Below are 25,972 nucleotides of genomic sequence, written 5' to 3' on the forward strand. Positions count from 1 at the left end.
GTACCAAATTAAATATAAAGAATAAAAAAGACGTGAAAACCTTATTGGTCAGCACGTCTTTCTTATGATCGGCTTATAGTTTATTCAGCTGTGTTTAAAATATTTAAAATTTCTTCTGGCGTATTAGCTGTCATCAACTGATTTCTAAACTCTTCGTGAATCAGTTTACGAGAAATAGCAGCTAAGATTTGTAAATGCTCATTTCCCGCACTTTCTTCTGGGACTGCGATAAGGAATACCATCGTTACTGGATTTCCATCAAGGGATTCCCACTCAACAGGTTGAGCTAATCTGGCAAAGCCAAGACCTGGCTTTTTAACACCATTTGATTTTCCATGAGGGATGGCCACGCCAAAACCAATTCCAGTAGAGCCTTGCTTTTCACGGTTCAGAACTGCCTCAGTATAGGTTTGAATGTCAGATAGAAAGCCTGCACTGTTCATAAGTTCCGTCATTTTCTTGATACTATCTTCTTTTGATATAGCTTGTAGATTTAACTTAATCGTTTCTTCCTTTAATAGGGTAGATAAATTCATGTTGCTTAACCTCCAAGTCGTTTCTATGTTTTTATTTAACTTTTCCTTATTCTTTAGCTTTTTTTAGTATATTAACCACAATCGCTGTAACCACAGTACCTGCAATAATGGCCACAGTGTACATCAGAAGATTTCCAACTGCATGTGGAATAGGTAGAACAAAGATTCCTCCATGTGGTGCGCGTAATGTAGCTCCGAATAACATGGATAAAGCTCCTGTTACTGCAGAACCAGCTACAATAGATGGAATCACACGTAATGGGTCAGCGGCCGCAAATGGAATGGCACCTTCTGTGATAAAAGAGATCCCTAGCACAGCAGCAGCTTTACCAGCTTCTCTTTCTTCAACCGTATATTTTTTTGGTGCAAGACGTGTAGCTAACCAAAGACCTAATGGTGGAGTCATTCCAGCAGCCATAACTGCGGCCATTGGTTCAAAAACATTACTTCCAAGTAATCCAACAGCAAAGGTATAAGCAGCTTTATTTAGTGGACCACCCATATCAAAGGCCATCATTGCACCTAAAATCAAACCAAGAAATATTCTATTCGTACCACTTAATCCTGTAAGCCAATTGGTCAAGCCATCCATCACAGTCTTTACTGGTGTTCCGATAACAAATACCATCAATAATCCAACAATTAAAGTAGAAAGGAAAGGAATAATTAAGATTGGGATAAGACCTGCAAAGTTTTTAGGCAACTTAATAGAGTTTTTTAACCACTTAGCCACATAACCGGCTAGAAAACCAGCAACAATTCCACCTAAAAATCCAGAACCAATTTTGCTAGCTAACATACCACCAATAAGTCCAGGAGTTAAACCAGGTTTATCCGCAATGGAAAATGCAATGAATCCGGCAAGGACAGGAACCATTAGAGCAAAGGCAGAGCCTCCACCGATATCCATCAACGCTTTAGCGATTGGATTATAAGCAGGATCGTTAGGATCAAATGCTTTAATACCGAAGATAAATGAGATAGCTATCAGAAGTCCTCCGGCAACAACAAGTGGAATCATATAAGATACGCCATTCATTAGGTGTTTATATGCTCCAGTACGTTGAGAACTTCTCTCCGCTTTTATTTGTTGTACCTTCTCAGTATAACTAGTTTTGTTCGTAGGTTGTAGTGACAACGCTTTCTCAATTAGGCTGTTAGGATTTTTAATCGCTTCAGCCACACCTACTTTAATCACATTTTTTCCTTCAAATCGTGCTTCATCTACATCCGTATCGGCTGCGAGAATAATTGCATGTGCTTCAGCAATTTCTTGTTCAGTTAAACCATTTTCGACACCAACTGCCCCTCTTGTTTCTACTTTAAAATCCAGACCTTTTTCTTTTGCTGCTTTTTGCAAACTTTCAGCTGCCATATAGGTATGGGCAATACCTGTTGGACAAGCTGTTACTGCTAGAATTTTCTTAGACATATAAATCCTCCTCTTAATTTTTAATCATTTTATTTAAATTAGACGATTTACTTCGATTGATGGATTGGACTATTTCCTCCAAAGTACAAACTTGTGTACCTTCTTTAGATGCAGTAATCGTTCCAGCAGTTGTGGCTAGTAAACCGGTTTCCTCTAAACTTTTATTTTGCAACAGTGAATATGCAAGGGTAGCAACCATTGAGTCACCGGCACCTACAGTGCTTTTCGGTGTAATTGAAAATGGGGTAATATGATAGGCTTCTTTTGCATTTAAAATAATTGCACCCTGTTCACCCATTGAAATCATCACCAATGAAATACCTGATTCAATGATTTCCTTTCCTGCTGAAAGTATCTTTTGTTGGTGATCTAATGTCTGACCTAATAATTGTTCTAATTCATAAAGATTTGGTTTGATCGCAAACGGTTTCGCTTTGATCCCTTCTTGTAAGGCAGGTCCATCCGCATCTAAAATCGTTTTCGCTCCTTTTTTATTGGTCATATCTATAAGTTCTTGATAAATGGATGTAGGAGCATTGACTGGTAGGCTCCCGCCAAAAATAACAACAGAATGAGGAGTGATTCTTTGAGACAATTGCTGTTTAAAAAGCTCTATTTCTTGATTAGATATGCTAAATCCAGGTTCATTGATTTCTGTTGTCACATTTGCATCTTCGTCTACGATTTTTAAATTGGTTCTGGTTTCACCATTTACCTCTACAAAGTGGTTAGGGATTGCTAATTGATTTAGTTGCCCGATTAGTTGTTTTCCTGTTTGACCAGCAATAAAACCTGTTGCTAATACATCTACATGAAAAGTTTTTAAGACCTTTGCCGCGTTAATTCCTTTCCCACCAGGATCGATACGTATTTCCTTTGTTCGATTTAAGCCTCCAATTTCAAGTTGATCGAGGGTAATCGTTTTATCTAAGGCGGGATTTAAGGTGACTGTAATAATGGTTTGATTCATGATTTCCCTCCTATGTTGATACAAGATAGAGATCGACTCCCAGATCATTTAATTGCTTGACGACGCTTTCAGAAATCCCATCATCGATTACATATTTATCGATTTCCTGAAGGTCTGCAACCTTTGCAAAGGCAACCTTTCCAATTTTACTATGATCTGTAAGTAGTATCACTTGTTTTGCTGATTGAATCATCCTTCTTTTCGTAGCGGCTTCAAGTAAGTTTGGAGTTGTGATTCCTTCTTTTAGATCGATTCCATTTGTTGCGATAAAGGCCTTATCCACTTTAATCATACTTAAGGATTGTTCTGCAAAAGGGCCAACTAATGCTAAAGTTTCTTTTCTTAAAGAGCCACCAATGATGATTACTTCAATTCCTTTTATATCTTGCAGTTCTTGAGCAAAAACAAGGGAATTCGTAACAACAGTCAATCTGTTAAATCTTTTTAATTCTTTAACCAAATAATAGATGGTTGTGCCTGAATCAAGTAAGATCGTATCTCCTTCTTCAATGAAATCAGTAGCCTTTTTAGCAATCATTTCTTTTTCCTTACTATAACGATCTTCTTTTTCTTGAAAGGTAGGTTCAAAATTGACCCCTTCAATCGGAATTGCACCACCATGAGTTCTTTTGATTAGCTTTTCATCCTCTAGTTCTTTAAGGTCCCTACGTACCGTCGACTCTGATACTTGAAAAAGTTCGGCTAATTCTGGAACAGAGGCTCTAGCGTATTTTTGCACATATTCTAATATCTTGGTTTTTCGTTCTTCACTAAACAAGAAAATAGCTCCCTCCTTTCAACATTAATATGACTGTTTATGAATGCTTGCAAGCGTTTTACATTAAAAATATGACTGTTTGTTTTTGTTTATGCTTATTTATGATTATATTATGTTAGTTTTATCTATGCAAGAGGGTAAGAAGAAGCAAAATGTAAGAATGGTGTTGTCAAAAACAACAAGGATTGCTATAGTAGATACCGTTGAATAGCTTGGGTATATAGACCAATCCAGTTTGAAATACTAGTACATAATGTGGATCATAGATAAAGGATGAACTTGAATAATGAATATTGAATTATTTGACTTTTACTTGCCAGAAGAGCTGATTGCTCAAACCCCACTAAAGAATCGAGCAGAATCTAAGATGCTTACTTTGAATCGAAAAACAGGGGAGATTAGGCATCATCATTTCAAAGATATTGTGGACTATTTACAACCGGGGGATACATTAGTGCTTAACGATACTAAAGTACTCCCTGCTCGTTTGTTTGGCATAAAAAAGGAGACTGGGGCTAAAATCGAGGTTCTCTTATTAAAACAGCTAGAGAATGACCGTTGGGAAACCCTTGTTAAACCTGGAAAAAAGCTACGAGTTGGTCATCAGATTATCTTTGGCCATGGCTTATTAACGGGAATCGTTGAGGATATGACAGAGGTAGGGGGAAGAATCATCCGTTTTCAATACCAAGGGGTTTTTAATGAAATCCTAGACCAACTTGGCCAAATGCCGCTTCCTCCCTATATTAAAGAACAATTAGAAGATAAGGATCGCTATCAGACGGTATATGCCAAAAATTTAGGTTCTGCAGCAGCTCCAACAGCAGGCTTGCATTTTACAAAGGAATTGTTAGAACAAATCAAAGAAAAAGGGATTGAAATCCTTTATATTACTTTACATGTTGGTTTAGGAACCTTCCGCCCAGTACAAACAGAGAATATTGAAGAACATCATATGCATTCTGAATTCTATTCTTTATCAGAAGAGGTAGCGGAAAAATTAAATCAAGCTAAGTCAGATGGACGAAGAATCATCGCTGTCGGCACAACCTCGGTACGTACACTAGAAACCGTGATAGACCAAGAATCAAGGCGTTTCATTGCAAAACAGGGTTGGACAGATATTTTTATTTATCCAGGTTATCAATTTAAAGCAATTGATGCGATGATTACGAATTTTCATTTGCCCAAGTCTTCGTTAATCATGTTGGTTAGTGCTTTAGCCGGAAGGGAGCAGGTGATGAAAGCCTACCGTGAGGCAATTCAACACCATTACCGCTTTTTTAGTTTCGGCGATGCCATGTTTATTTATTGAATACAAGGAGAGATATCATGTCGGCAGTTCGCTATGAATTGATCAAAAAAGATAAAAAAACAGGGGCACGTTTAGGGCGTTTACATACACCTCATGGCGTAATAGAGACACCAATCTTTATGCCTGTGGGAACACAAGCGACTGTAAAAGCGATGAGCCCGGAAGAGTTAAAAGAGATGAATGCTCAAATCATTTTGAGCAACACTTATCATTTGTTTTTGCGACCTGGACACGAGATAGTTAAAGAAGCTGGGGGTCTTCATTCTTTTATGAATTGGGATCGCCCAATTTTAACCGATAGTGGTGGATTCCAGGTTTTTAGTTTAAGTGACCTCCGTAACATTACTGAAGAAGGGGTACATTTTCGCAATCATTTAAGTGGGGAAAAACTCTTTATTGGGCCAGAAACTTCGATTGAAATACAAAATGCGCTTGGCTCAGACATTATGATGGCCTTTGATGAGTGTCCACCATATCCAGCGGAACGGGAATATGTCAAGCAATCATTGGAAAGAACCACTCGTTGGGCAGAGCGTTCCCTAAAGGCGCATCAACGGCCAAATGATCAAGCATTATTTGGTATTGTTCAAGGTGGTATGTATAAAGATTTACGTGAACAGAGTGCCAAAGAGATTACTTCTTTAGATTTTCCCGGATATGCTGTTGGTGGGTTAAGTGTAGGGGAACCAAAGGATATGATGTATGAGGTATTGGAATATACCACTTCTTTACTACCAGAGAATAAACCTCGTTACCTGATGGGGGTTGGCGATCCTGAATCATTATTTGAAGGGGTTATTCGAGGGATGGATATGTTTGACTGTGTCTTACCTACAAGAATTGCCAGAAATGGAACAACGATGACCAGTCAAGGAAGACTTGTTGTACGTAATGCTAAGTATGCGAGGGATTTTGGGCCAATTGATCCAGTTTGTGGTTGTTATACCTGTCAAAATTATTCAAGAGCATACGTTAGACACCTTTTAAAAGCAGATGAGATTTTTGGATTAAGACTTACTTCATATCATAATTTATACTTTTTATTGGAACTAATGAAAAAAATTCGTGAGGCTATTATGGAAGATCGGCTTTTAGAGTTTAAAGAGGAATTTTTTGAACAATATGGAATAAATGAGTTACGCTCATTCTAAACTTTATGGTATGCTATACTCTAAGGAAAGGAGGGAAAATTCATGAATTTGGCTCAAGAGACAGCAGCCCAAGGTAGCTTATTAGCTACTATATTACCATTGATTCTAATGTTTGTTATTTTTTATTTCTTGTTGATTCGCCCACAACAAAAGCGAACAAAACAAAGAAATGTAATGCTTTCTAACTTAAAGAAAAACGATAAGGTGATTACCATTGGAGGTTTATATGGTACGATCATTGACTTAACTGACGATAAGGTTACCCTTCGCGTAAATGAAAGCACTAAATTAACATTTGATCGTAATGCAATCAATGGTGTAGTTGAAGATAACAAAGAAGAAAATAAGAAATAGACAAAAATACATAAAAAGAGATAGATCTGGTATCCAGAGTCTATCTCTTTTTTAGCATCACATTGGGGCGCTTTTATAGATTTCTTCCTTTATCTTCGCGAAGAGCTAAGTCTTAACTGTTTGCTGGTAGAAAGGTTATCACTAAGAATATAGCCAGTTTGACTAGCGATCATTCCTAATAAAATACCAGCTGTCATATCAGATAACCAGTGAATCCCTAAATAAAAGATAGAGAAAATAATTACTCCCGCACTGAACATGGTAATCTTACCAAGCCATTTACTTTTTGAACGCAAAGCAATTAAAGCAATCGTGACAGAAATCGAAGTGTGTAAGCTTGGAAAATTATTATCGAGACCTGAAAGAGCTCGATATTCGATCTCAAAGTTAGGATATACTTTTGGAATCAAAAACTGAACGTGTGGATCATAATACCATACTTCATAAACTGGGAAAAAGAGATAAAACGGGATAGCGATGATATAGTTTAACATCATTGCATAAATGAGTGAATAAAACGATCTGTCATCATCATGATTTGAATAAACAATAAAAGAAGTAACCATCATTGTTGGAAAGATGATGACATAGAAAAAGGTAAGTAGATAAGTTAACGAATCATTCATAAACCACTGCTGAATAAAATAAACAATATTACCTTCCCACTGATGTATCATTGGGGTAAAATCTGGCACAACTAAATCTTTCTCTATTTTTTGCTCGATTTTGTTGAAATAGAGAATAAGAAATAAGGCCAAAAAATGAAGTAGGTATTTTTTATCAGAAAAAAGTTTCACAAACATATCTTTAAGTGTTCGGTACGGATTTTTTTGTAATAGAACCGATGAAATTATGATGACTAAAATCGCAACGGTTAGAATGATGGTATTCATCGATTGAAACATAGAATCCCCCCTGAAAGAAGAACTCAACTGCCGCTTTGGTTAGTACTCAACTTTAGCAACTTTTTTAATTGTACCATAAACCCTAGTGGAGATATAGTATTCTATGTTTCATTTCAAAAATTTCCCACAGTTACCCTAAACTATTTTTTACTATTTACGCCAAAAATACCACCAAGTGCTCCAAACAAGAAAGCTAAAATGATTAAAACAAGGTTTCTAAGATTGAAGCTTGCATCGAAACCTAAGAAACCAATAATGGCTAAGATCAAACCATAAATTGCTCCTGTAATCCCTCCGTAATACCATCCTCTTGAACCTGCCCTTTTTCCAGAGACAAACCCGCCAAATAATAAACTGATGGCAGTAATTGTATAACTAAAAAGTGATAGATTCGTATCAGATAGAGAAGTAAAATAAAGAAGCAATGCCCAAAATAAAGAAGCGATGATCACAATAGCGTAAGTGTAAACAAGCCCGCTTAAGATTGGATTGGTAATTTTAGGTGTTATGTTTGTCATTGGATTTAATTTCATCCTGATCCCTCCCATTTTTATTAGTTTGTAAATATTATGCTGGGAATTCTAGCATTATGTTGGGTTCTTTAGTATAATATTTCAGTGGTCTTAAAGGGGGATTATCTAATGATTAAGACATATTATTATCATCGTAACGAACAAAAAATGTATCACGATATTGATTTAACTCAGTTGAATCGTTATTTACAATCTGCTGAGAATTTATTATGGATTGATTTGTATGATGTGAAAGCTGAAGAGCTTACCTATATCGGAAAACTGTTTCAATTCCACCCTTTAGCGATTGAGGATTGTTTGCAGATTAGCCCCAGGGCCAAAGTTGACCGCTATGACGATTACTTTTTTTTCGTCTTCCATGCATTAAAATATAATGAAGATAGTGATGATGAAATTTCCACCTTAGAACTGAATGTCTTTTTAGGAGATAACTATGTGGTAACCATTCATAAGAATCCATTAAATCCGATTGGTAAAGTAGCGGCTAGAAGTTTAAATCATTCAGATTATATGAGCAAAGGGCCAGATTATTTGCTATATGCCATTGTAGATGGGATTACAGATGAATATTTTCCTATCCTTGACCGAATTCGTGTTAGAATTGATGAATTAGAAGATGAAATGTATGAACATCGAATGGAAGAAATCACAGAAGAATTTATGGCGTTAAAACGGTCTATTATTTTAATCAGAAAAGTGATTATGCCACAAAAAAGAATTTTTGCTCATCTTAATGGGTTATGGACATTTGAAGTGAATGAAGAGAATATCCCGTACTTTATAGATTTAATTGACCACCTTGAACGAATCGTCGATAGCACTGAAACGTATCGGGATTTGGTGAATAGTGCATTAGATACGTATTATTCTATTGTAAGTGCCAAAACGACGGAGATCATGAGGGTGCTAACGATTATTTCTACCATTATGATGCCATTAACTTTTATTACAGGAATATTTGGGATGAATGTAAAGATTCCTTATGAAGAACATCCACTCTCGATCGTGGTTATTGTTTTAGGAATGATCTTTTTAGCTGTAACCATGTTGTATGCATTTAAAAAGAGAAAATGGTTGTGAGGGTGTAATAATTATCGGATAGTTGGTAAAGACTAAAATTTGAAACTCAGGATAAGAAGGAGTAGCAAATGACAATCTTTACTTCTCTATTTCGAACGCTCTTTATGTATTTTTTTGTATTAGTTGTTTTGAGATTGATGGGAAAAAGAGAAATAGGAAAGCTCTCAATCTTTGATGTCGTCGTTTATATTATGATGGCTGATATCGCGGTTTTGGTGATCGAAGATACAAATAGCTCTATATTAAAGGGAATATTGCCAATTCTTGCTCTAATGGTAACCCAAGTTTTCCTATCTTATATTTCGTTAAAAAGTAAAAGAGTAAGAGATTTGGTTGAAGGGGAACCATCCGTTTTGATAGCGAATGGAAAAATTAGAGATAAAGAAATGGCGAAACAGCGTTATTCCATGGATGATCTCTTGATTCAACTAAGAGAGAAAAATATCAATAATGTAGCAGATGTGGAATTTGCCATTTTAGAGCCGTCGGGGAAATTAACCGTTTTTCCTAAACCAAGTCAATTGCCAGTAACAAAAGAAGACCTGAATATCTCAGGTCAAGATTACTACGGACTTCCTCTTGCTATTATCGAGGATGGAAAAGCGATTAAGACCAATTTGGGAAAAATTAATAAGGATATCAATTGGTTAAAGAAAGAAATTCGTAAACATGGTATCAAAGATATTTCTCAGGTCTTTTTTGCCACCGTTGACCATACAGGTAAATTATTTATTGACTTAAAGGATCAGAAGAATTAAGGCAGGATACGAGCGATTCCAGGGCCAATCCATGGAATACGGGCGATATCCTGTTTTTTTATTACCTTGAATAACAGTAATAGATAAAGATAAGCGATCAGGCTTAAAACAAGTGATAAAATCATACGAATCCCCAAAGGAAATGGGAATTTAGCGTAGGACAGGACTAAATAAGAAATATAACCCATAGCTAAGGAGGATAGGCCAATCGTTAATATCGGCTTTAATTTAATGGTATAGCCAATCAAATGGACAATACAGCGGAAATGAAGAACTGTGACAAGCATCATCCCTAAATTGATCGCCATAGCAACCCCATCAATCCCAAAACGAGGATTTGAGGCTAACACAAAAATTGCAATCGTTTTGGCAATTGCTCCAATAATCGAGTTCTTCATCGACTCTTTTGCCTGATCTAATCCCTGTAACGTAGCTGCTAAGGGGCGTTGAATATATAAGAAGATGGCAAAAGGTGCCATTATTTTCATTAAATGGCCAACCTGTGGGGTTGCAAATAAAAGATTTGCTAACGGATCTGCCATAATAAACATCACAACAGAAGCAGGCAAACCAATCATATATGCGATATTGAGAGCTTGGTGCAACCGTTTATAAACCAAAGACATTTCTTTTCTCGCAGCTGCTTCACTAATCGCTGGAATAAGGGAAAGAGATAAAGAATAAGTGATTACGGTCGGGAAAAATAGGACAAGTAAGGCCATACCTGCTAATTGCCCATATAAAGCAGTAGCCATTGCTGTTGAGATCCCTGCAATTGCTAAACTATGTGAAACAATGCTTGGCTCAATAAAATAGGCAAGAGAACCGATTACCTGACTAGTAGTAACAGGCAGAGCAATACGATTGATTTTGTGATAAATATTTTCGTTTTGATTCAATAAGGGTCGTAATTTCTGTTTTTGAACAGGCCTATTTTCGTTTTTATGAAATTGGTATTGAATGAGCAAGGTAAGAAATCCAGCCATTTCCCCAATCACCATACCAATCATTGCTCCAGCTGAAGCATACTCTACTCCTTTTTCTAATCCGATTAAAGAAAAGATCATCCCAAAAATCATTCTAAAGATCGTTTCGATAATGGTGGACATTGCAGAAGGAATCATATTTTGTTTTCCTTGAAAATAACCTCTTAATACAGATGAAATAGAGATGATTGGTATAATAGGAATTATTATGATTAAAGTATAATAAACTCTCTCATCCGTTAAAAAATATTTTGAAATTAAAGGGATTAGCAAATAAAATAAGAATGAGACAATCAAAGAAATAAGAATCACTAGAGAAAGGGCGATATGAAGAACTTTTTTTACCTTTGCTAAATCTTTTTCAGCCTCAGCTTCAGCAACTAATTTGGATACCGCAATCGGTAGACCTGCTGTGACAATCGTGATCATCATAATAAGTGTGGGAAAGGACATTTGATATAGGCCAATTGCTTCAGGGCCAATCATTCGTGATAAAAAGATTCGATAGATGGTACCAAGTGCACGGGTAATAAGGCCACCTACAACTAGGATCATCGTTCCTTTCACAAAGTTTTGTTTCTTCATCTCTTTCCCTTCTTTCTATGTCTATTTCTTGTCTATAATGATATATGTCCAAAAAGATGGACTCATGACTTCTATATGAAGGAGATGGCGATGAAAACAGAACTTTATATCCTTTTTATCAGTATGTTACCTTTTATTGAGTTACGAGGCTCGATACCAATTGGGATTAGCCTAGGATTGCCCTTTTGGGAGGTATTCTTATTAAGTGTGCTTGGCAATATGATACCAATTCTTCCCCTCTTGATTTTGTTTGAGCCTATTAGTCGGATTTTTATGCGTTTTAACTGGTATCGAAGAATGTATCAATGGAGTTATCGGCGTACCCTAAGAAAAGGGAAAAATAATCTAGATCGCTATGGTGCTTTTGGCTTGTTTATTTTTACTGCCATACCACTACCAACGACAGGTGCTTGGTCTGCCGCATTACTTGCCACTTTTTTAAGAGTTAAGATTTCTTATGCTTTTCCGGCCATTGCTCTTGGTGTTGTATTTGCTGGTTTTATCATGGGAATTGCAAGCAACCTTTTATTGAGCTAGAAAGAATATAGTAGGACAATTCTCTGAACATATCGTATAATGAGAGTGAAAGAATTGGAAGTGTGGTGAAGAAAATTGGAGATGCATGAACTAAATCAGCAAATAGAACAATTGTGCAAAAGCAAAGCAGAAGAATTTGCTTTAATGGGCTATGAACATGTGACAGGTAAAGAGGTATGGGATTGTATTTCAGAGAAGTACAACGGGGAATTACCCCCTATCCATCAATTGGTAAATGATATTTTATCGTTGAAAGTGACTACTTTTATGAATTGGATGACGTTAAATGCTTATAAAGGATTAAATATAAATTAGTCTTTATATAAAGGCATCTTTGGATGCTTTTTAATTTTGTATATTTTTGTAGGTTAATTTATGTTTTCTTGCACCCTTTTCTTGAAAGAATTATAATGTTTTTATTGAGCAAAAAAGGAGGACAACTGTTCATGGTTCGTTGGAGTAAACTAGTCGGACTTATTATCATCATTGCAGCACTTTCCCTAACAATGATCTTCACTACTGGGAACGTATTAAAAAACATTACCTTAGGCTTAGACCTTCAAGGTGGATTTGAAGTATTATATCAAGCAAAGGCTTTAGATGGACAAGAAGTGACTAATAAAGCTTTAAAAGATACGGTTTCTGCCATTGAACGAAGAATCAATGTGCTTGGTGTAACTGAACCTGAGATTGATATTGAGGGTAATGATCGAATTCGTGTTAAATTAGCAGGGGTCACTGACCAAGATAAAGCCCGTAATTTATTAGGTAAACCTGCTAAATTAACCTTTAGAAATGAAAATAATGAAATATTGATGGATGGGAATGATTTAGTTCCAGGTGGTTCAAAAGTGGATGTCAACAAATATGGACAAGCCATTGTAGAATTAAAATTAAAAGATGCAGATAAGTTTGCAAAAATTACATCTGAATATATTGGCAAACCGATTGGTATTTTTCTTGATGAGGATATGATCACCAATCCGACCGTTCAATCTGTGATTTCAAATGGAATAGCAACCATTACCGGACAAAGAACAGTAGAAGAAGCACAGCAGTTGGCTGATTTATTAAATGCCGGAGCTCTTCCTTTAGAGTTGAAAGAGATTCAATCTCAAAGTGTGGGTGCAAGTTTAGGAATGAAAGCTTTACAATTAGCTGTAAAGGCCGGGATCATTGGTTCTATTCTGGTATTGCTCTTTATGATTTTCTATTACCGAATTCCTGGTATTATCGCTAGTTTTTCATTGATTGTATACGTCTATCTGATCCTAGTATTGTTCTGGCAAATGCATGTTACGTTAACACTGCCAGGTATTGCTGCCTTGGTTCTAGGTGTCGGTATGGCGGTTGATGCTAATATCATTACATATGAACGGATCAAAGAAGAATTAAGAAGTGGAAAAAGCTTATTGTCTGCACTTCGTGCCGGTTCACATCGTTCTTTTGCTACGATTTTAGATGCGAACATCACAACAATTATTGCGGCTATTGTTTTATTTTATTTTGGAAGTGGACCAATTCAAGGTTTTGCAGTGACATTGATTGTAAGTATCCTTGTTAGTATGTTGACTGCTGTGTATGGATCAAGATTATTGCTTAATCTCTTCGTAAGATCCAACCTTGTCAATAAAACCTGGTTTTATGGTGTAAAGGAGGAAGAGATAAGTGAACTTTAATATTGATTTCGTTGGGAATAGGAAGAAGTTTTTTATTATCTCTGCATCTTTATTGATCCTAGGTCTTTTATCCTTAGTTGTTTTTGGATTAAATTTAGGCATTGATTTTAAGAGTGGATCCCGTTTAGATGTGAATATTGGTAAGACTTTTGTTGAAAAAGATGTAAGAAATCTTTTTAAAGAAGCGGAAAATAAAGCAAAACAACAAGGAATCAAAGACATCAATTTGACTCCTAGTGTAATCAGAACTGCAGGAGATCAAAATGAAATGGCGATAGCTCGTTTTGACCAAACAATCGATTCTAAAGCTTTACCTGTGATAAAAGAGGTATTTCGTTCAAAATACGGTTCACAAGTGGATATTCAAGAAAGTACTGTAAATCCAACAGTGGGTCGTGAACTAGCGAAAAAAGCGATGTATTCTGTTCTGTTAGCTTCAATCGGAATTATTCTATATGTTTCAATTCGTTTTGAATATCGTTTTGCGATTGCTGCCATTATCGCTTTATTACATGATGCTTTCTTTACGATTTCTATGTTCTCCATTTTAAGAATTGAAGTTGATTTAACCTTTATTGCTGCGATCTTAACTATTGTAGGCTATTCGATCAACGATACCATTGTTATTTTTGACCGAATCAGAGAGAACTTGAAAAATGCTAAGATTAAGAGATTTGAGGATATCGCTGATGTTGTAAATACAGCGATCAATCAAACATTGACTCGTTCAATCAATACAGTACTTACTGTTTTCATTACAGCTTTAGCATTATATATCTTTGGTGGTACTGGCATTAAAAACTTCTCATTTGCCTTACTCATGGGCTTATTAAGTGGTACGTATTCTTCGATCTTTATTGCGTCCCAAATTTGGGTAGTGTGGAAAGCAAGAGATTTAAATAAGAAACGATTAGTTCCTCAAACTGAAGCATAAGAGTTACCGCGGTAAAAGCCGCGGTTTTTTCTTAAAAGATTAAGAAAGTATAACTTTCTTCCATTTGTCATTTAAGGGTTTGTATATTCCATAAGCTGCGACATAGCGTGACTAGCAGCTTTAGCTGTGTAGCACGACTTGTACACTTTGTGTGCCTTCAGAAGTGCCCTTCTCTCCATAATCTTTATTCATAGAAGGGCACGGATGACGGAGCGCGATGGAATATACAAACCTTTTTTACACAATATTTCATTGCCCCACCATTATTTTTCAATTATAATGAAATTCGTCTTAGAAGGGGTGGAAATATGCTTAAACCTAAAAAGCGTTGGCAAATTCAATATGCAGATACAGAAGTTGTAAAAAGCATCGCGATGACTTGTGGTATAAACGAAAAAGTCGCCCAGTTATTAGCGATTAGAGGTATCGACGAAAAACATGCCATGCAATTTCTACAGCCGGATTTAGCAGGACTGTATGATCCCTATTTACTTGATGGAATGAAAAAAGCGGTCGATCGTATTCACTCAGCCATTTTAAAGAATGAAAAAATTTTGATTTATGGTGACTATGATGCAGATGGGGTCACAAGTACAAGCTTGCTTTATAAGACCTTAAAAACCTTAAAAGCAAATTTTGCATATTATATTCCAAATCGATTTACAGAGGGCTATGGTTTAAATAAAGAGGCGTTAAGTCAAGCAGAAAAACAGGGTTTTGCGGTTGTGATTACAGTAGATACGGGAATAAGTGCGATAGAAGGAGCGGCATTTGCCAAAGAAAAAGGGATTGCTTTGATTATCACTGACCATCATGAGCCTCCACCGGTATTACCTGATGCATATGCCGTGATTAACCCTAAAAAGCCAAATGATACATACCCTTTTAAATATTTATCAGGTGTAGGTGTTGCGTTTAAATTAGCACATGCTTTGTTGGGTCGTGTTCCAACAGAATTGATTGATATCGCTGCTATTGGAACCATTGCTGATCTCGTTCCTCTTTATGATGAAAATCGAATTATAGCAAGTCTTGGTTTAAAGCAGATGCGAGAAACAATGCATATTGGCCTTAAAGCGATGTTGGAAGAAACCGGATTAGCAGGAAAAGAAATCACTGCTGGTCATGTTGGCTTCGTCATTGCTCCAAGAATCAATGCTAGTGGACGTTTAGATACGGCAGGACATGCAGTACGGCTTTTTATTTCCGAAAAAGCGGAAGAGGCAACAGAATTGGCTCAATTATTAAATGAAATCAACCAAGAACGGCAGGGAATTGTAGAGCAAATTACGGAAGATGCCTTTCAATTGATTAAACAATCTCAATTAGATCAATATCAAGTGATCGTGGTGGCCAATGAAGGTTGGAACGTAGGCGTGATTGGGATAGTGGCTTCAAGAATTTTAGAAAAATATTACCGGCCTACGATTGTTTTAAGTATTGACCCTGAAACCAAGATGGCTAAGGGGTCAGCACGAAGTATTGAAGGTTATAATATTTACCAAGCCCTAACGACTGTGAAGGATATATTACCTCATTTTGGGGGACACCCAGCAGCGGCAGGGTTATCTATCCATGAGAAAGATATAGCACAATTAAGAACTAGATTACATCAATTAGCAAACGAATGGTTAACAGAGGAGGATTTCATCCCAATTGAAAAAGTGGATGTGACCTGTAAAATAGAGGATATTGATCTGCAATTGGTACAACAATTAGAACGATTAGCTCCATACGGAATTGGTAATCCTACTCCAAAAATCGTCATTGATCAAAGTGAAGTAACTGAGATTACAGTTGTTGGGAAAGAAAAACAACATCTAAAACTGAAGGTTAAGAGCGATGGGAAGACTATAGATGCTTTAGCATTTCACATGGGAGATTTGAAAAAAGAGATTGCCCATTTTTCAAAAATCCAGCTTCTTGGCGAATTATCGATCAACGAATGGAATCAAGAGCAAAAACCACAAATCATTATAAGAGATGTAAATATTCCTCATTTACAAGTATTTGATTGGCGAAATTCTTCATCCCTATCCGATAGACTCTTAGAACTTTCCATCGATAACAATAAAATAATCTTACTGTATGATGAAGATTTAGGAAATGATCTTATTTCTATTAAAGATATGAACAAAATTTCATACCAAAATTGGGATCAAGTAGCTGATTCAAAGACTACTGCACTGGTGCTCGTTCACATGCCACCTTCTCTTTCTGTAATGAGAGAGATATTGAAAAAATATGCTAAGATTGAAAGAATTTATTGCATTTATGGACATAATGATAATAAATTGTTTTCTAAGGCTTTAGACCGAAATCTTTTTAAACAAATCTTTGCAACCTTAAAGCAAAATGAGTTATTAAAAAATCGATTCAAAGCCGAACATTATTTTAACAATTTAGGAATTAGTTCAGAAATATTTCAATTTGTTCTTGATGTTTTTAGCGAATTAGGTTTTATAATAGTAAAGGGTGAACAGATTCATTTCAATCCAAATCCGGAAAGAAAAGAATTAACTCAGTCTGACTTATATCGAAGTTATCTAGAGTTTGAAGAAGTAAAGCAATTATTCTTATATTCTACATCCGAACAGCTTGGAAAATGGTTTGTTAATCTAGAGGATCAATAGAAAATATTTAGGAGGAGTCATCGTGAATTTTAAAAAGTTAATTAGGGTTATTCCAGATTTTCCACAGGAAGGAATTAGCTTCAAAGATATAACAACCCTATTAAAAGATGGGGAAGCCTATCAAGCGGCCATTGATCAATTAGCTGAATTTGCAAGAAAAAGGGAAATTGATTTAATCGCGGGTCCAGAAGCAAGAGGATTTGTGGTAGGAACCCCATTAGCCTATGCATTAGGTGTTGGTTTTGTACCTATTCGTAAATCTGGTAAATTACCTGCTGAAACCATTCAGGCTACCTATGATTTAGAATATGGGAAGGATGCACTAGCTGTTCACAAGGATGCGATTCAACCTGGACAAAAAGTATTGATTGCAGACGATTTATTAGCAACTGGAGGTACTATTGCAACTACCATTAAATTAATCGAACAATTAGGCGGAGAAGTCGTTGGAGCAGCCTTTTTTATTGAATTAAGTTATTTAAATGGAAGGGAAAAACTACCGGGTGTTGACGTTTTCTCCTTAGTCACGTATTAATAGTATAATAAGGATAGGAAAGCCCAACAAAGAATTGTTGGGTTTTTCTTGCAATCGTCATTTAGTTGACCATAGAATAGGTGAATAGATATGGAATTAGAATCGGCAATAGAACAATTGGTTAAAAAAGCAAGTAAATATATGTCTGACAAAGATATTGATCTAATTAAAGATGCCTATTTCTTTGCTAAAAAAGCACATGAAGGTCAAACAAGGCGTTCAGGAGAACCTTATATTATTCATCCAACAAAGGTAGCTGAAATCTTAGTTGATCTTCAATTAGACATGGTAACGGTTATTTCTGGACTTCTTCATGATGTCGTAGAAGATACAGAGGTAACCTTAGAACAAATAACAGAAAGATTTGGCCAAGAAGTTGCAAGATTAGTAGATGGGGTTACTAAATTAGGACGTATTAAATACAAGTCAAAAGAAGAACAACAAGCTGAAAATCATCGAAAAATGTTTGTTGCAATGGCAAAGGATATTCGTGTCATATTGATTAAGTTAGCAGACAGGCTACACAATATGCGGACACTAAAACATCTTCCTGAAGAAAAGCAACGGCGTATTGCAGATGAAACATTAGAAATATTTGCACCTTTAGCTCATCGTTTAGGAATATCTACGATCAAATGGGAACTAGAAGATACCGCATTACGTTATCTAAACCCACAGCAATATTATCGGATTGTCCACCTGATGAAGAAAAAAAGAGCAGAGCGGGAAGATTATCTTAATAAAGTCATCGAGTCCATTCAAAATAAAATGGAAGATGTGGGCATTGAAGCAGAAATCTCTGGAAGACCCAAACACATCTATAGCATTTACCGTAAAATGGTAAAACAAAATAAGCAATTTAATGAGATTTATGATCTGTTAGCCGTACGCGTGATTGTCGAAAGTATTAAGGATTGTTATGCTGTTTTAGGGACGATTCATACGCTATGGAAACCAATGCCTGGCAGATTTAAAGACTATATTGCTATGCCTAAGGCAAACATGTATCAATCCCTGCACACCACTGTCATTGGACCAAAAGGGGAGCCTTTAGAGGTTCAAATTCGTACCTATGAAATGCATCACACTGCTGAATTTGGTATTGCTGCCCATTGGGCTTACAAAGAGGGGAAAATACATTCTGAGCATTCTTTTGAGGACAAGCTTACTTGGTTTAGAGAAATTCTTGAGTACCAGAATGATTACCGGGATGCAAGAGAATTCATGGAGTCCCTAAAGATGGACTTATTCTCTGATGTGGTCTTTGTTTTTACCCCTAAGGGAGATGTGATAGAATTACCTCAAGGTTCAGTACCCTTAGACTTTGCTTATCGCATCCATACTGAAGTTGGAAATCGTTGTATCGGTGCAAAGGTGAATGGAAAGATTGTACCACTTGATCATCAATTAAAAACAGGTGACATTGTAGAAATCCTCACCTCCAAACATAGCTATGGGCCAAGTCAGGATTGGCTAAAGATTGCCCAGTCTTCCCATGCAAGAAGTAAGATAAAGCAATGGTTTAAGAAAGAGAAACGGGAAGAAAATGTAATAAAAGGTCGAGAAAGTATCGAGAGGGAATTAAGAAGACAAGGTTATGACCCGACTCAATACATGACTTCTGATTTATTAAAGGAGATAGCAGCAAAATTTAACTTTAATGACGAAGAAGACATGATGTCGGCTATTGGTTATGGTGGGATTACAGCAGCCCAAATTGTAACTCGTTTAACAGACAAGGGTAAAAAATTAAGTGATGAAGATACGATTAAAAATTTTGATTTACGTCAGCCCACAAATACTGTTAAGAAAAAAATGGCTGCAGGGGTTAAAGTTAAAGGGATCGATAATCTCCTCATACGTTTTTCCCGTTGTTGTAACCCTGTACCAGGTGATGAAATTGTAGGTTTTATTACTAGAGGACGAGGGGTTTCCATCCATCGTAAAGATTGTCCAAATATCCAAATCCCTGAAGATAAAGAACGATTAATAGAGGTTGAATGGGATAATGTTCAAGAACATTCTTATAATGTAGATATTGAAGTGATTGGAATGGATCGTCGAGGCTTGCTCAATGAAGTCTTACAAGCAGTTTCTGAAACAAAAACGAATATGACAGCAGTTACTGGCAAATCAGACAAAAATAAGATGGCTTCTATTTTAATGACCATCTTAATTCATAATACAGAACATTTACATTCTGTGGTAGAGCGGATAAAAAGGGTTAAGGACGTTTATACTGTTCGTAGAATTATGCAATAGCAAACATGCTAGAAGGAGAGTCTTGCTTTGAGAATTGTGGTTCAACGGGCAAAAAAAGCCAAGGTTATCGTAAATCATCAGGTAGTAGGCGCCATTGATTATGGTTTAATGATTTTAGTAGGCGTTACTCATGATGATGGAGAAGAAGATCTTCAATTTATGGCAGATAAAATCGTGAATTTACGTATTTTTGAAGATGAAGAAGGGAAAATGAACTTATCTCTTCTTGATATCAAAGGAAGTGTTTTATCTGTTTCCCAATTTACTTTATATGGAGATGCTAGAAAGGGGCGTCGCCCCAACTTTATGAATGCAGCAAAGCCTGAAATAGCTAGAAAAGTTTACGAACGATTAAATGAACTGATTCGTGAAAAAGGCGTTCATGTTGAAACAGGTGTATTTGGTGAGATGATGGATGTAGAGTTTACGAATGATGGACCAGTGACCATCCTCTTAGAGACCTAAAAATGATCAGGTAGGTAATGTCCCTTAACTTTTTCTATCCTTAGGATTGAATGAAGAAAACTTTGGAGAAACTAAGGATAGAAGATGAGTGGAGGGATTTTCTTGCATCAATCAAAGAAAGAAGTATTAGCAAGACAATGGAACCAGAAGGTTTCTTTAGATTTGTGTGATCAAATTGAAATCGACGAAGCCAAGATGAATGAAATGACTAGAGATATTGAAAAGGATACATCTTCTCGTTTGCACCGTCATTCATGATTAAAAGGTGGGAGAGGCTAGATACATGAAGATCATATGGCAACAAAAAGATCATCCATTTAAAAGAGAGATTGAAATGATTTTTGATTTATTTAAAACGGAAACTGATCAACTCCTCTTTGAAGAAAAGGCTGAGGAAGAAGCTTATCTGGTCAATATAGATGAACAATATGGTAAAGATTTTGTCTTAGTAAAGGGTGAAGTGATAAAAAACCAACAATCCACATCCTATACCTATGAACGAAGCGTTTCTATGAATCTAACAGAAGAAGAAAAGCGAAAGGTCGCAAAACAAGCGGTAAAGCATCTTTGGCTTAAAATCTTAGAAGATATCACAGGTGAAAAACAAGATTGGGGAATTCTTACAGGGATTAGACCAACTAAGCTTTACCATCAATTGCTGCAAGAGATGACAATGGACCAAGTGGATCAATTTCTGGAGAAGGAATATTTATTAAGGCCAAACAAAATCGCTTTGTTAAGAGAGATTGTTCAAAGACAATTGAAAGTAATCCCTGACCTATACGAGATTAATCAGGAAGTCAGCCTTTATATAGGTATCCCGTTTTGCCCAACAAAATGTGCTTACTGTACATTTCCTGCTTATTCAATTAAAGGGAGGAATGGAACGGTTGATGGTTTCCTAAAAGGCTTACATTTAGAGATTGAAAAAATAGGGAAATGGTTAAAAGAATCAAGTCGTAAGGTGACAACCATTTACTTTGGAGGAGGAACACCTACAAGTATAGAAGCCGAACAATTAGATCAAATCTTTGCGCAATTAAATCAATGGATTGATTTAGCAGATCTTCGTGAAATTACTGTTGAGGCAGGTAGACCTGATACGATTACCCTTGATAAAATCAACGTGTTAAACAAATGGAAGGTAGACCGGATCAGTATTAATCCGCAAACATTTACGCAAGAAACATTAGACCTCATTGGCCGCCATCATACAGTAGAAGAAACGATTGATAAATTTCACTTAGCAAGAAAAATGAAGATTGACAATATCAATATGGATTTAATTATTGGTTTACCTGGGGAAAGAACGGAACAACTTCAGTACTCACTTGATCAACTAACAAATTTACAACCGGAATCGATTACTGTTCACACCATGGCTTTTAAAAGAGCTTCTTATTTGACAAAGAATAAAGCAGAATATGATATCATTGATAAAAATGAAATTAGAAAAATGATGGATTTAGCTAGCCGATGGGCAAGAGAACATCATTATCATCCCTATTATTTGTACCGTCAAAAAAATATGCTAGGTAATTTAGAAAACGTAGGATATGCTTTAGAAAACAGAGAAAGCATTTATAACATTCTTATTATGGAAGAAAAACAAACGATTATTGGTTTAGGGTGTGGAGCGGTAAGCAAATTGATGCCGCCAAATTCAAATATACTCATACGGTTCCCAAATCCGAAAGAACCAAAAGTTTATATTGAAACGATTGGAACGCAAATTGACTTAAAGATAGAGAAACTAAATGAAATTTTTCAAGTGGTAGCTTGACATTCCTTATTTAGCAAAGTATGATAAAGATCGATAATAATACATGATGATTATATAACATGTGACATATGATTTAATAAGGATCCTGTGAAGGGAAGAGTAGTTAGGAAACGGATAGCCAGAGAGGGGATGAATAGGCTGAGATCATCTCTCTATTACGACCTAAGGAAAGACATCCTAGAGGACTCTTGGTGAAAATGTTTGGAAGTAACCAAGTAGCGTTTACCAACGTTAATGGGAATGAAGTGGGATTTTATCCAAAAAGGGTGGTACCACGGGTGATCTTCGTATCTCTCGTCCCTGATGAAAGAAAAACATCAGGAGAGGGATTTTTTTTATTGGTTTCAATCTTTTCATTCAGGAAAATATAAACAAGAATTTTGTAAGGAGGAGCGTTATGAAGTTTCATGTTCCAAGAGGTACAGCTGATGTTTTACCTGGAGAAACAGAATTGTGGACATATGTCGAACAAAAATCAAAAGATATTTACAAGCGCTACAATTATAAGGAGATTAAGACTCCCATTTTTGAGCATACTGAGTTATTTCAACGTGGTGTTGGGGAGACAACAGATATTGTTGAAAAAGAGATGTATACTTTTAAAGATCGAGGGGATCGTAGTTTAACCTTACGCCCAGAAGGAACAGCTTCTGTTGTTCGTTCCTTTGTGGAAAACAAACTTTTTGCAAATCCAGATCCTACTAAACTTTACTATATTGGACCGATGTTTCGCTATGAAAGGCCTCAGTCAGGAAGAACACGCCAATTTACACAAATCGGTGTTGAGGTATTAGGAAGTAGTGATCCAAGTATTGATGCAGAAGTGATTTCGATGGCGATGCGTCAGTTTGAAGATATGGGGCTTAATGAACTTCGCTTAGAAATCAATAGTGTAGGTTGTTCAGTCTGTCGCCCAGTCTATAGAGAAAAGCTTGTGAACCATTTACATGGAGTTGAAGATCATTTATGTAAAGATTGTCAGTCGAGAATCGACCGCAACCCAATGAGGGTGTTAGATTGTAAAAATGAAACCTGTAAAGCAGTCACAGAAGATGCACCGACGATCGATCAGTATTTATGTGAAGATTGTAGAATTCATCATCATAAAGTGAAAGAATACTTAGATCAGATGGGAATCCAATATGTGGAGAATCCAAGATTAGTACGTGGTTTAGATTACTACACACAAACGGCTTTTGAAATCATGTCAGAAGGTATTGGAGCTGTAGGAACCCTGTGTGGAGGTGGCCGTTACAATAGGCTTGTAGCTGAAATTGGCGGTGATGATGTTCCTGGTATTGGTTATGCCTTTTCCATGGAGAGAATCACCCTGGCATTGAAATCAAAAGAAGTGGCATTAGATCTTGATCAAGGAATCGATGTTTATCTTGTCACTCTAGGGGAAAATGTACAAGCTGTTAGCATGAAGATTTTAGATGAATTACGTGAAAAAGGAATCTCTGCAGAAAAAGACTATCTAAGTCGAAAAATGAAAGCTCAAATGAAAGCAGCTGATCGACTACAAGCAAAATTAGTCTTGATTTTGGGGGATGATGAGTTAAATCAAAATAAAATTGTTGTCCGCAATATGAAAACAGGGGATCAAGAGGAAGTATCTTTATCAACGATTGTTGAGATAGTTAAAAGTAAACTTAAAGAGGAATAGGAGGAAAGAAAGATGTTACTACAAAGAACTCATCAGTGTGGAACACTTAATACAGAACATATAGGTGAAGAAGTTGTATTAAGTGGTTGGGTTCAAAAAAGGCGTGACCTTGGGGGACTCATTTTTATCGATTTAAGGGATCGAAGTGGAATTGTTCAATTGATCTTCAATCCAGAAGCTTCAAAAGATGCTCATGAGATTGCGGATAAAGCAAGAAACGAATATGTTATTGCTGTAAAAGGGATGGTTGTTAAAAGGGATGAAGCAACGATTAACCCAAATATAGCGACAGGAGAAATAGAAATTGATGTAAAAGAGATCCAAATTATTAATGAAGCAAAGAATCCACCCTTTTTCATTCAAGATCATATAGATATTGATGAGACTTTGCGTCTAAAATATCGTTACCTTGATTTAAGGCGAAATGAAATGCAAAAAACACTGATATTGCGCCATCAAGCTATGATCTTTATTCGTAATTTTTTGGATAAACATGGCTTTCTAGATATTGAGACACCGATGCTTACCAAGAGTACACCAGAGGGTGCAAGAGACTATCTTGTTGCCAGTCGAAAACATCCAGGTCATTTTTTTGCCTTGCCCCAATCCCCACAGTTATATAAGCAACTTTTAATGGTGTCTGGTTTTGAACGATACTATCAAATTACACGTTGCTTTAGAGATGAGGATTTGCGTGCAGACCGACAACCTGAATTTACACAAGTGGATATTGAGATGTCCTTTATGCCGTTACAAGAATTTCAAGATCTTATGGAAGAAATGATGGTTGGCTTATTCCAAGAAACCATCGGCTACAAAGTTGAGCGTCCTTTTTTACGCATGACTTACCAGGAAGCCATGGATCGATATGGTTCAGATAAGCCAGATATTCGCTTTGGTTTAGAATTAAAAGACATATCTGAGGTCTTAAAAGATAGCGAGTTTAAAGTATTCAAAAATACGATTGAAAACGGGGGGCAAATTAAAGCGATCAATGCAAAGGGTTGTGCTCATTATAGTAGAAAAGAGATTGATCAATTAACAGAATTTGTTACTCGTTATGGTGCTAAGGGTCTTGCTTGGCTTGCTTTTAAAGAGGGTGAGGTCAAAGGCTCGATTGCTAAATTTGTGACAGAAGAAGAATTAAAACAAATGAAAGCAATCCTTGAAGTAGAAAATGGCGACTTACTACTCTTTGTTGCCGATCAAAAGAAAGTGGTGGCGGATGCATTAGGAAATCTGCGTCTTAAATTAGGTAAAGATTTAAACTTAATTCCTCATGATGTTTATCAATTTTTATGGGTGACTGATTTTCCTCTACTTGCTTATGATGACGAAGAAGGAAGATACGTAGCAGAGCATCATCCATTTACCATGCCAAAAACCGAAGATATTCCATTGTTAGATTCAGACCCAGCTAAGGTAAGAGCACAAGCTTATGATATGGTGTTGAATGGGTACGAATTAGGTGGAGGAAGTATGAGGATTTATAAAAAGGAGATCCAAGAGAAGATGTTTCAGACTTTAGGATTCTCCAAAGAAGAGACTTGGGAAAAATTTGGCTTTTTATTGGAAGCTTTTGAATATGGAACTCCACCCCATGGAGGAATTGCCTTTGGGTTAGACCGAATCATTATGCTTCTAGCCAAACGAAGCAATCTGAGAGATACCATTGCCTTTCCAAAGACAGCTGGAGCCAATTGCTTATTAACAGGTGCCCCAACTCTAGTTGATAGAAAACAGCTAAATGAGCTTCATTTACAGATTGAAAAAGATGGCCAAGAATAGACAAGTTAGATTGGTAAAGATTTTGTAACAAAGCCCACTTGATTTTCGGCTTATCCATATGGTAACATAAAATTACAAGTTAACAATAAGAGCCCTAAGTTGTACGTGAAGTACCGACAGTTTTGAGCCAACACCTTTTTTACGGGAGTTCGGGTTCTTTGGTGGATAAGAAGCCATGATTTATCTTGGACCTATGAAATCAAAGACAGGACACCCACCTGCGAGAGCAGGTTCAAAACCTAGGAAACACGGCATACCCGGGGCTCTTTTTTTTGCTTTTTCTTCAAAAAAAGGCATGGATGACGGA

At 36.4% G+C, this 25,972-nt stretch carries 24 protein-coding genes, 1 other RNA gene and 1 other annotated feature; of the genes, 18 read left to right on the forward strand and 7 right to left on the reverse strand.

The annotated features are described in order from the left end of the window. Window positions 1-80: 80 nt before the first annotated feature. From BEN26_RS00240 to BEN26_RS00255, 4 genes are read right to left on the reverse strand one after another with little or no spacing between them, the layout of a single operon-like run. Window positions 81-536 carry a PTS sugar transporter subunit IIA gene (locus tag BEN26_RS00240; protein WP_069800372.1) on the reverse strand — a complete coding sequence of 152 codons (456 nt, stop codon included), beginning with the start codon at window positions 534-536 and terminating at the stop codon, window positions 81-83. 46 nt (window positions 537-582) lie between these two features. Continuing rightward, on the reverse strand, window positions 583-1,968 hold the full coding sequence (locus BEN26_RS00245) for a PTS fructose transporter subunit IIC (protein WP_069800370.1): 1,386 nt from the start codon (window positions 1,966-1,968) through the stop codon (window positions 583-585). Between the two features lie 13 nt (window positions 1,969-1,981). Next, window positions 1,982-2,938 carry a 1-phosphofructokinase gene (pfkB, locus tag BEN26_RS00250; protein WP_069800368.1) on the reverse strand — a complete coding sequence of 319 codons (957 nt, stop codon included), beginning with the start codon at window positions 2,936-2,938 and terminating at the stop codon, window positions 1,982-1,984. A 10-nt stretch (window positions 2,939-2,948) separates the two neighbouring features. Further along, on the reverse strand, window positions 2,949-3,716 hold the full coding sequence (locus tag BEN26_RS00255) for a DeoR/GlpR family DNA-binding transcription regulator (RefSeq protein WP_069800366.1): 768 nt from the start codon (window positions 3,714-3,716) through the stop codon (window positions 2,949-2,951). 286 nt (window positions 3,717-4,002) lie between these two features. Between BEN26_RS00255 and queA the strand changes: the two genes are divergently transcribed. Genes queA through yajC form a run of 3 tightly spaced genes read left to right on the forward strand, consistent with a single transcriptional unit; the run spans window position 4,003 to window position 6,536 of the window. Then, window positions 4,003-5,031, forward strand: a complete 1,029-nt coding sequence (gene queA, locus BEN26_RS00260; protein WP_069800364.1) for a tRNA preQ1(34) S-adenosylmethionine ribosyltransferase-isomerase QueA — start codon at window positions 4,003-4,005, stop codon at window positions 5,029-5,031. Window positions 5,032-5,048: 17 nt separating this feature from the next. Next, complete coding sequence (tgt, locus tag BEN26_RS00265) at window positions 5,049-6,182, forward strand: tRNA guanosine(34) transglycosylase Tgt (protein WP_069800362.1); 1,134 nt, start codon at window positions 5,049-5,051, stop codon at window positions 6,180-6,182. Between the two features lie 42 nt (window positions 6,183-6,224). Beyond that, a complete protein-coding gene (gene yajC / locus BEN26_RS00270; RefSeq protein WP_068723185.1) occupies window positions 6,225-6,536 on the forward strand; it encodes a preprotein translocase subunit YajC in 312 nt (103 codons plus the stop codon). A gap of 89 nt (window positions 6,537-6,625) precedes the next feature. Here the strand turns inward: yajC and BEN26_RS00275 are convergent, their stop codons facing one another. Continuing rightward, entirely contained in the window at window positions 6,626-7,441 is an 816-nt protein-coding gene (locus BEN26_RS00275; RefSeq protein WP_069800360.1) for a phosphatase PAP2 family protein, read from the reverse strand. Window positions 7,442-7,581: 140 nt separating this feature from the next. Next, a complete protein-coding gene (locus BEN26_RS00280) occupies window positions 7,582-7,974 on the reverse strand; it encodes a TIGR04086 family membrane protein (protein WP_235589055.1) in 393 nt (130 codons plus the stop codon). A gap of 108 nt (window positions 7,975-8,082) precedes the next feature. Between BEN26_RS00280 and corA the strand changes: the two genes are divergently transcribed. Together corA and BEN26_RS00290 are read left to right on the forward strand one after the other, a co-directional pair. Next, window positions 8,083-9,054 (forward strand): magnesium/cobalt transporter CorA, encoded by a 972-nt coding sequence (corA, locus tag BEN26_RS00285; RefSeq protein WP_069800358.1) that lies wholly within the window; start codon window positions 8,083-8,085, stop codon window positions 9,052-9,054. 68 nt (window positions 9,055-9,122) lie between these two features. Further along, the gene (locus BEN26_RS00290) at window positions 9,123-9,812 is read left to right on the forward strand and encodes a DUF421 domain-containing protein (RefSeq protein WP_068723190.1); all 690 of its coding nucleotides are present in this window, start codon (window positions 9,123-9,125) and stop codon (window positions 9,810-9,812) included. Here BEN26_RS00290 and spoVB read toward each other — a convergent pair. Further along, window positions 9,809-11,383: a stage V sporulation protein B gene (gene spoVB, locus BEN26_RS00295; protein ID WP_069800356.1), complete on the reverse strand. Its 1,575-nt coding sequence runs from the start codon at window positions 11,381-11,383 to the stop codon at window positions 9,809-9,811. The two genes, BEN26_RS00290 and spoVB, sit on opposite strands and share 4 nt — an antisense overlap. 90 nt (window positions 11,384-11,473) lie before the next feature. Between spoVB and BEN26_RS00300 the strand changes: the two genes are divergently transcribed. From BEN26_RS00300 to ssrS, 13 genes are all read left to right on the forward strand, one after another. Next, window positions 11,474-11,920, forward strand: coding sequence for a COG2426 family protein (locus BEN26_RS00300; protein ID WP_161937272.1), 447 nt, complete (start codon window positions 11,474-11,476; stop codon window positions 11,918-11,920). Between the two features lie 81 nt (window positions 11,921-12,001). Then, the gene (locus BEN26_RS00305) at window positions 12,002-12,235 is read left to right on the forward strand and encodes a post-transcriptional regulator (RefSeq protein WP_069800446.1); all 234 of its coding nucleotides are present in this window, start codon (window positions 12,002-12,004) and stop codon (window positions 12,233-12,235) included. Window positions 12,236-12,366: 131 nt separating this feature from the next. After that, window positions 12,367-13,599: a protein translocase subunit SecD gene (gene secD / locus BEN26_RS00310; RefSeq protein ID WP_082732341.1), complete on the forward strand. Its 1,233-nt coding sequence runs from the start codon at window positions 12,367-12,369 to the stop codon at window positions 13,597-13,599. Continuing rightward, on the forward strand, window positions 13,589-14,533 hold the full coding sequence (gene secF, locus BEN26_RS00315; protein ID WP_084818868.1) for a protein translocase subunit SecF: 945 nt from the start codon (window positions 13,589-13,591) through the stop codon (window positions 14,531-14,533). The genes secD and secF overlap by 11 nt, the downstream gene beginning before the upstream one ends. A 308-nt stretch (window positions 14,534-14,841) precedes the next feature. Further along, entirely contained in the window at window positions 14,842-17,166 is a 2,325-nt protein-coding gene (recJ, locus tag BEN26_RS00320; protein ID WP_069800354.1) for a single-stranded-DNA-specific exonuclease RecJ, read from the forward strand. Window positions 17,167-17,188: 22 nt separating this feature from the next. Beyond that, on the forward strand, window positions 17,189-17,701 hold the full coding sequence (locus tag BEN26_RS00325; RefSeq protein ID WP_068723199.1) for an adenine phosphoribosyltransferase: 513 nt from the start codon (window positions 17,189-17,191) through the stop codon (window positions 17,699-17,701). Window positions 17,702-17,842: 141 nt separating this feature from the next. Further along, window positions 17,843-19,963 (forward strand): RelA/SpoT family protein, encoded by a 2,121-nt coding sequence (locus tag BEN26_RS00330; protein ID WP_399167613.1) that lies wholly within the window; start codon window positions 17,843-17,845, stop codon window positions 19,961-19,963. A 27-nt stretch (window positions 19,964-19,990) separates the two neighbouring features. Beyond that, complete coding sequence (dtd, locus tag BEN26_RS00335; RefSeq protein ID WP_068723203.1) at window positions 19,991-20,428, forward strand: D-aminoacyl-tRNA deacylase; 438 nt, start codon at window positions 19,991-19,993, stop codon at window positions 20,426-20,428. 102 nt (window positions 20,429-20,530) lie between these two features. Next, a complete protein-coding gene (locus BEN26_RS00340; RefSeq protein ID WP_181482147.1) occupies window positions 20,531-20,686 on the forward strand; it encodes a hypothetical protein in 156 nt (51 codons plus the stop codon). A 25-nt stretch (window positions 20,687-20,711) separates the two neighbouring features. Continuing rightward, complete coding sequence (locus tag BEN26_RS00345; RefSeq protein WP_069800350.1) at window positions 20,712-22,211, forward strand: coproporphyrinogen III oxidase; 1,500 nt, start codon at window positions 20,712-20,714, stop codon at window positions 22,209-22,211. 78 nt (window positions 22,212-22,289) lie between these two features. Beyond that, window positions 22,290-22,516 (forward strand) — a binding site (T-box leader). A gap of 92 nt (window positions 22,517-22,608) precedes the next feature. Further along, window positions 22,609-23,877 carry a histidine--tRNA ligase gene (gene hisS, locus BEN26_RS00350; RefSeq protein WP_069800346.1) on the forward strand — a complete coding sequence of 423 codons (1,269 nt, stop codon included), beginning with the start codon at window positions 22,609-22,611 and terminating at the stop codon, window positions 23,875-23,877. Window positions 23,878-23,889: 12 nt separating this feature from the next. Continuing rightward, entirely contained in the window at window positions 23,890-25,665 is a 1,776-nt protein-coding gene (gene aspS, locus BEN26_RS00355; protein WP_069800344.1) for an aspartate--tRNA ligase, read from the forward strand. An 88-nt stretch (window positions 25,666-25,753) separates the two neighbouring features. Next, window positions 25,754-25,933, forward strand: a non-coding RNA gene (gene ssrS / locus BEN26_RS00360) — 6S RNA. The last annotated feature ends 39 nt before the right edge of the window (window positions 25,934-25,972 follow it).

This window comes from Tepidibacillus sp. HK-1, assembly GCF_001748485.2.
Classification (GTDB): domain Bacteria; phylum Bacillota; class Bacilli; order Tepidibacillales; family Tepidibacillaceae; genus Tepidibacillus_B; species Tepidibacillus_B infernus.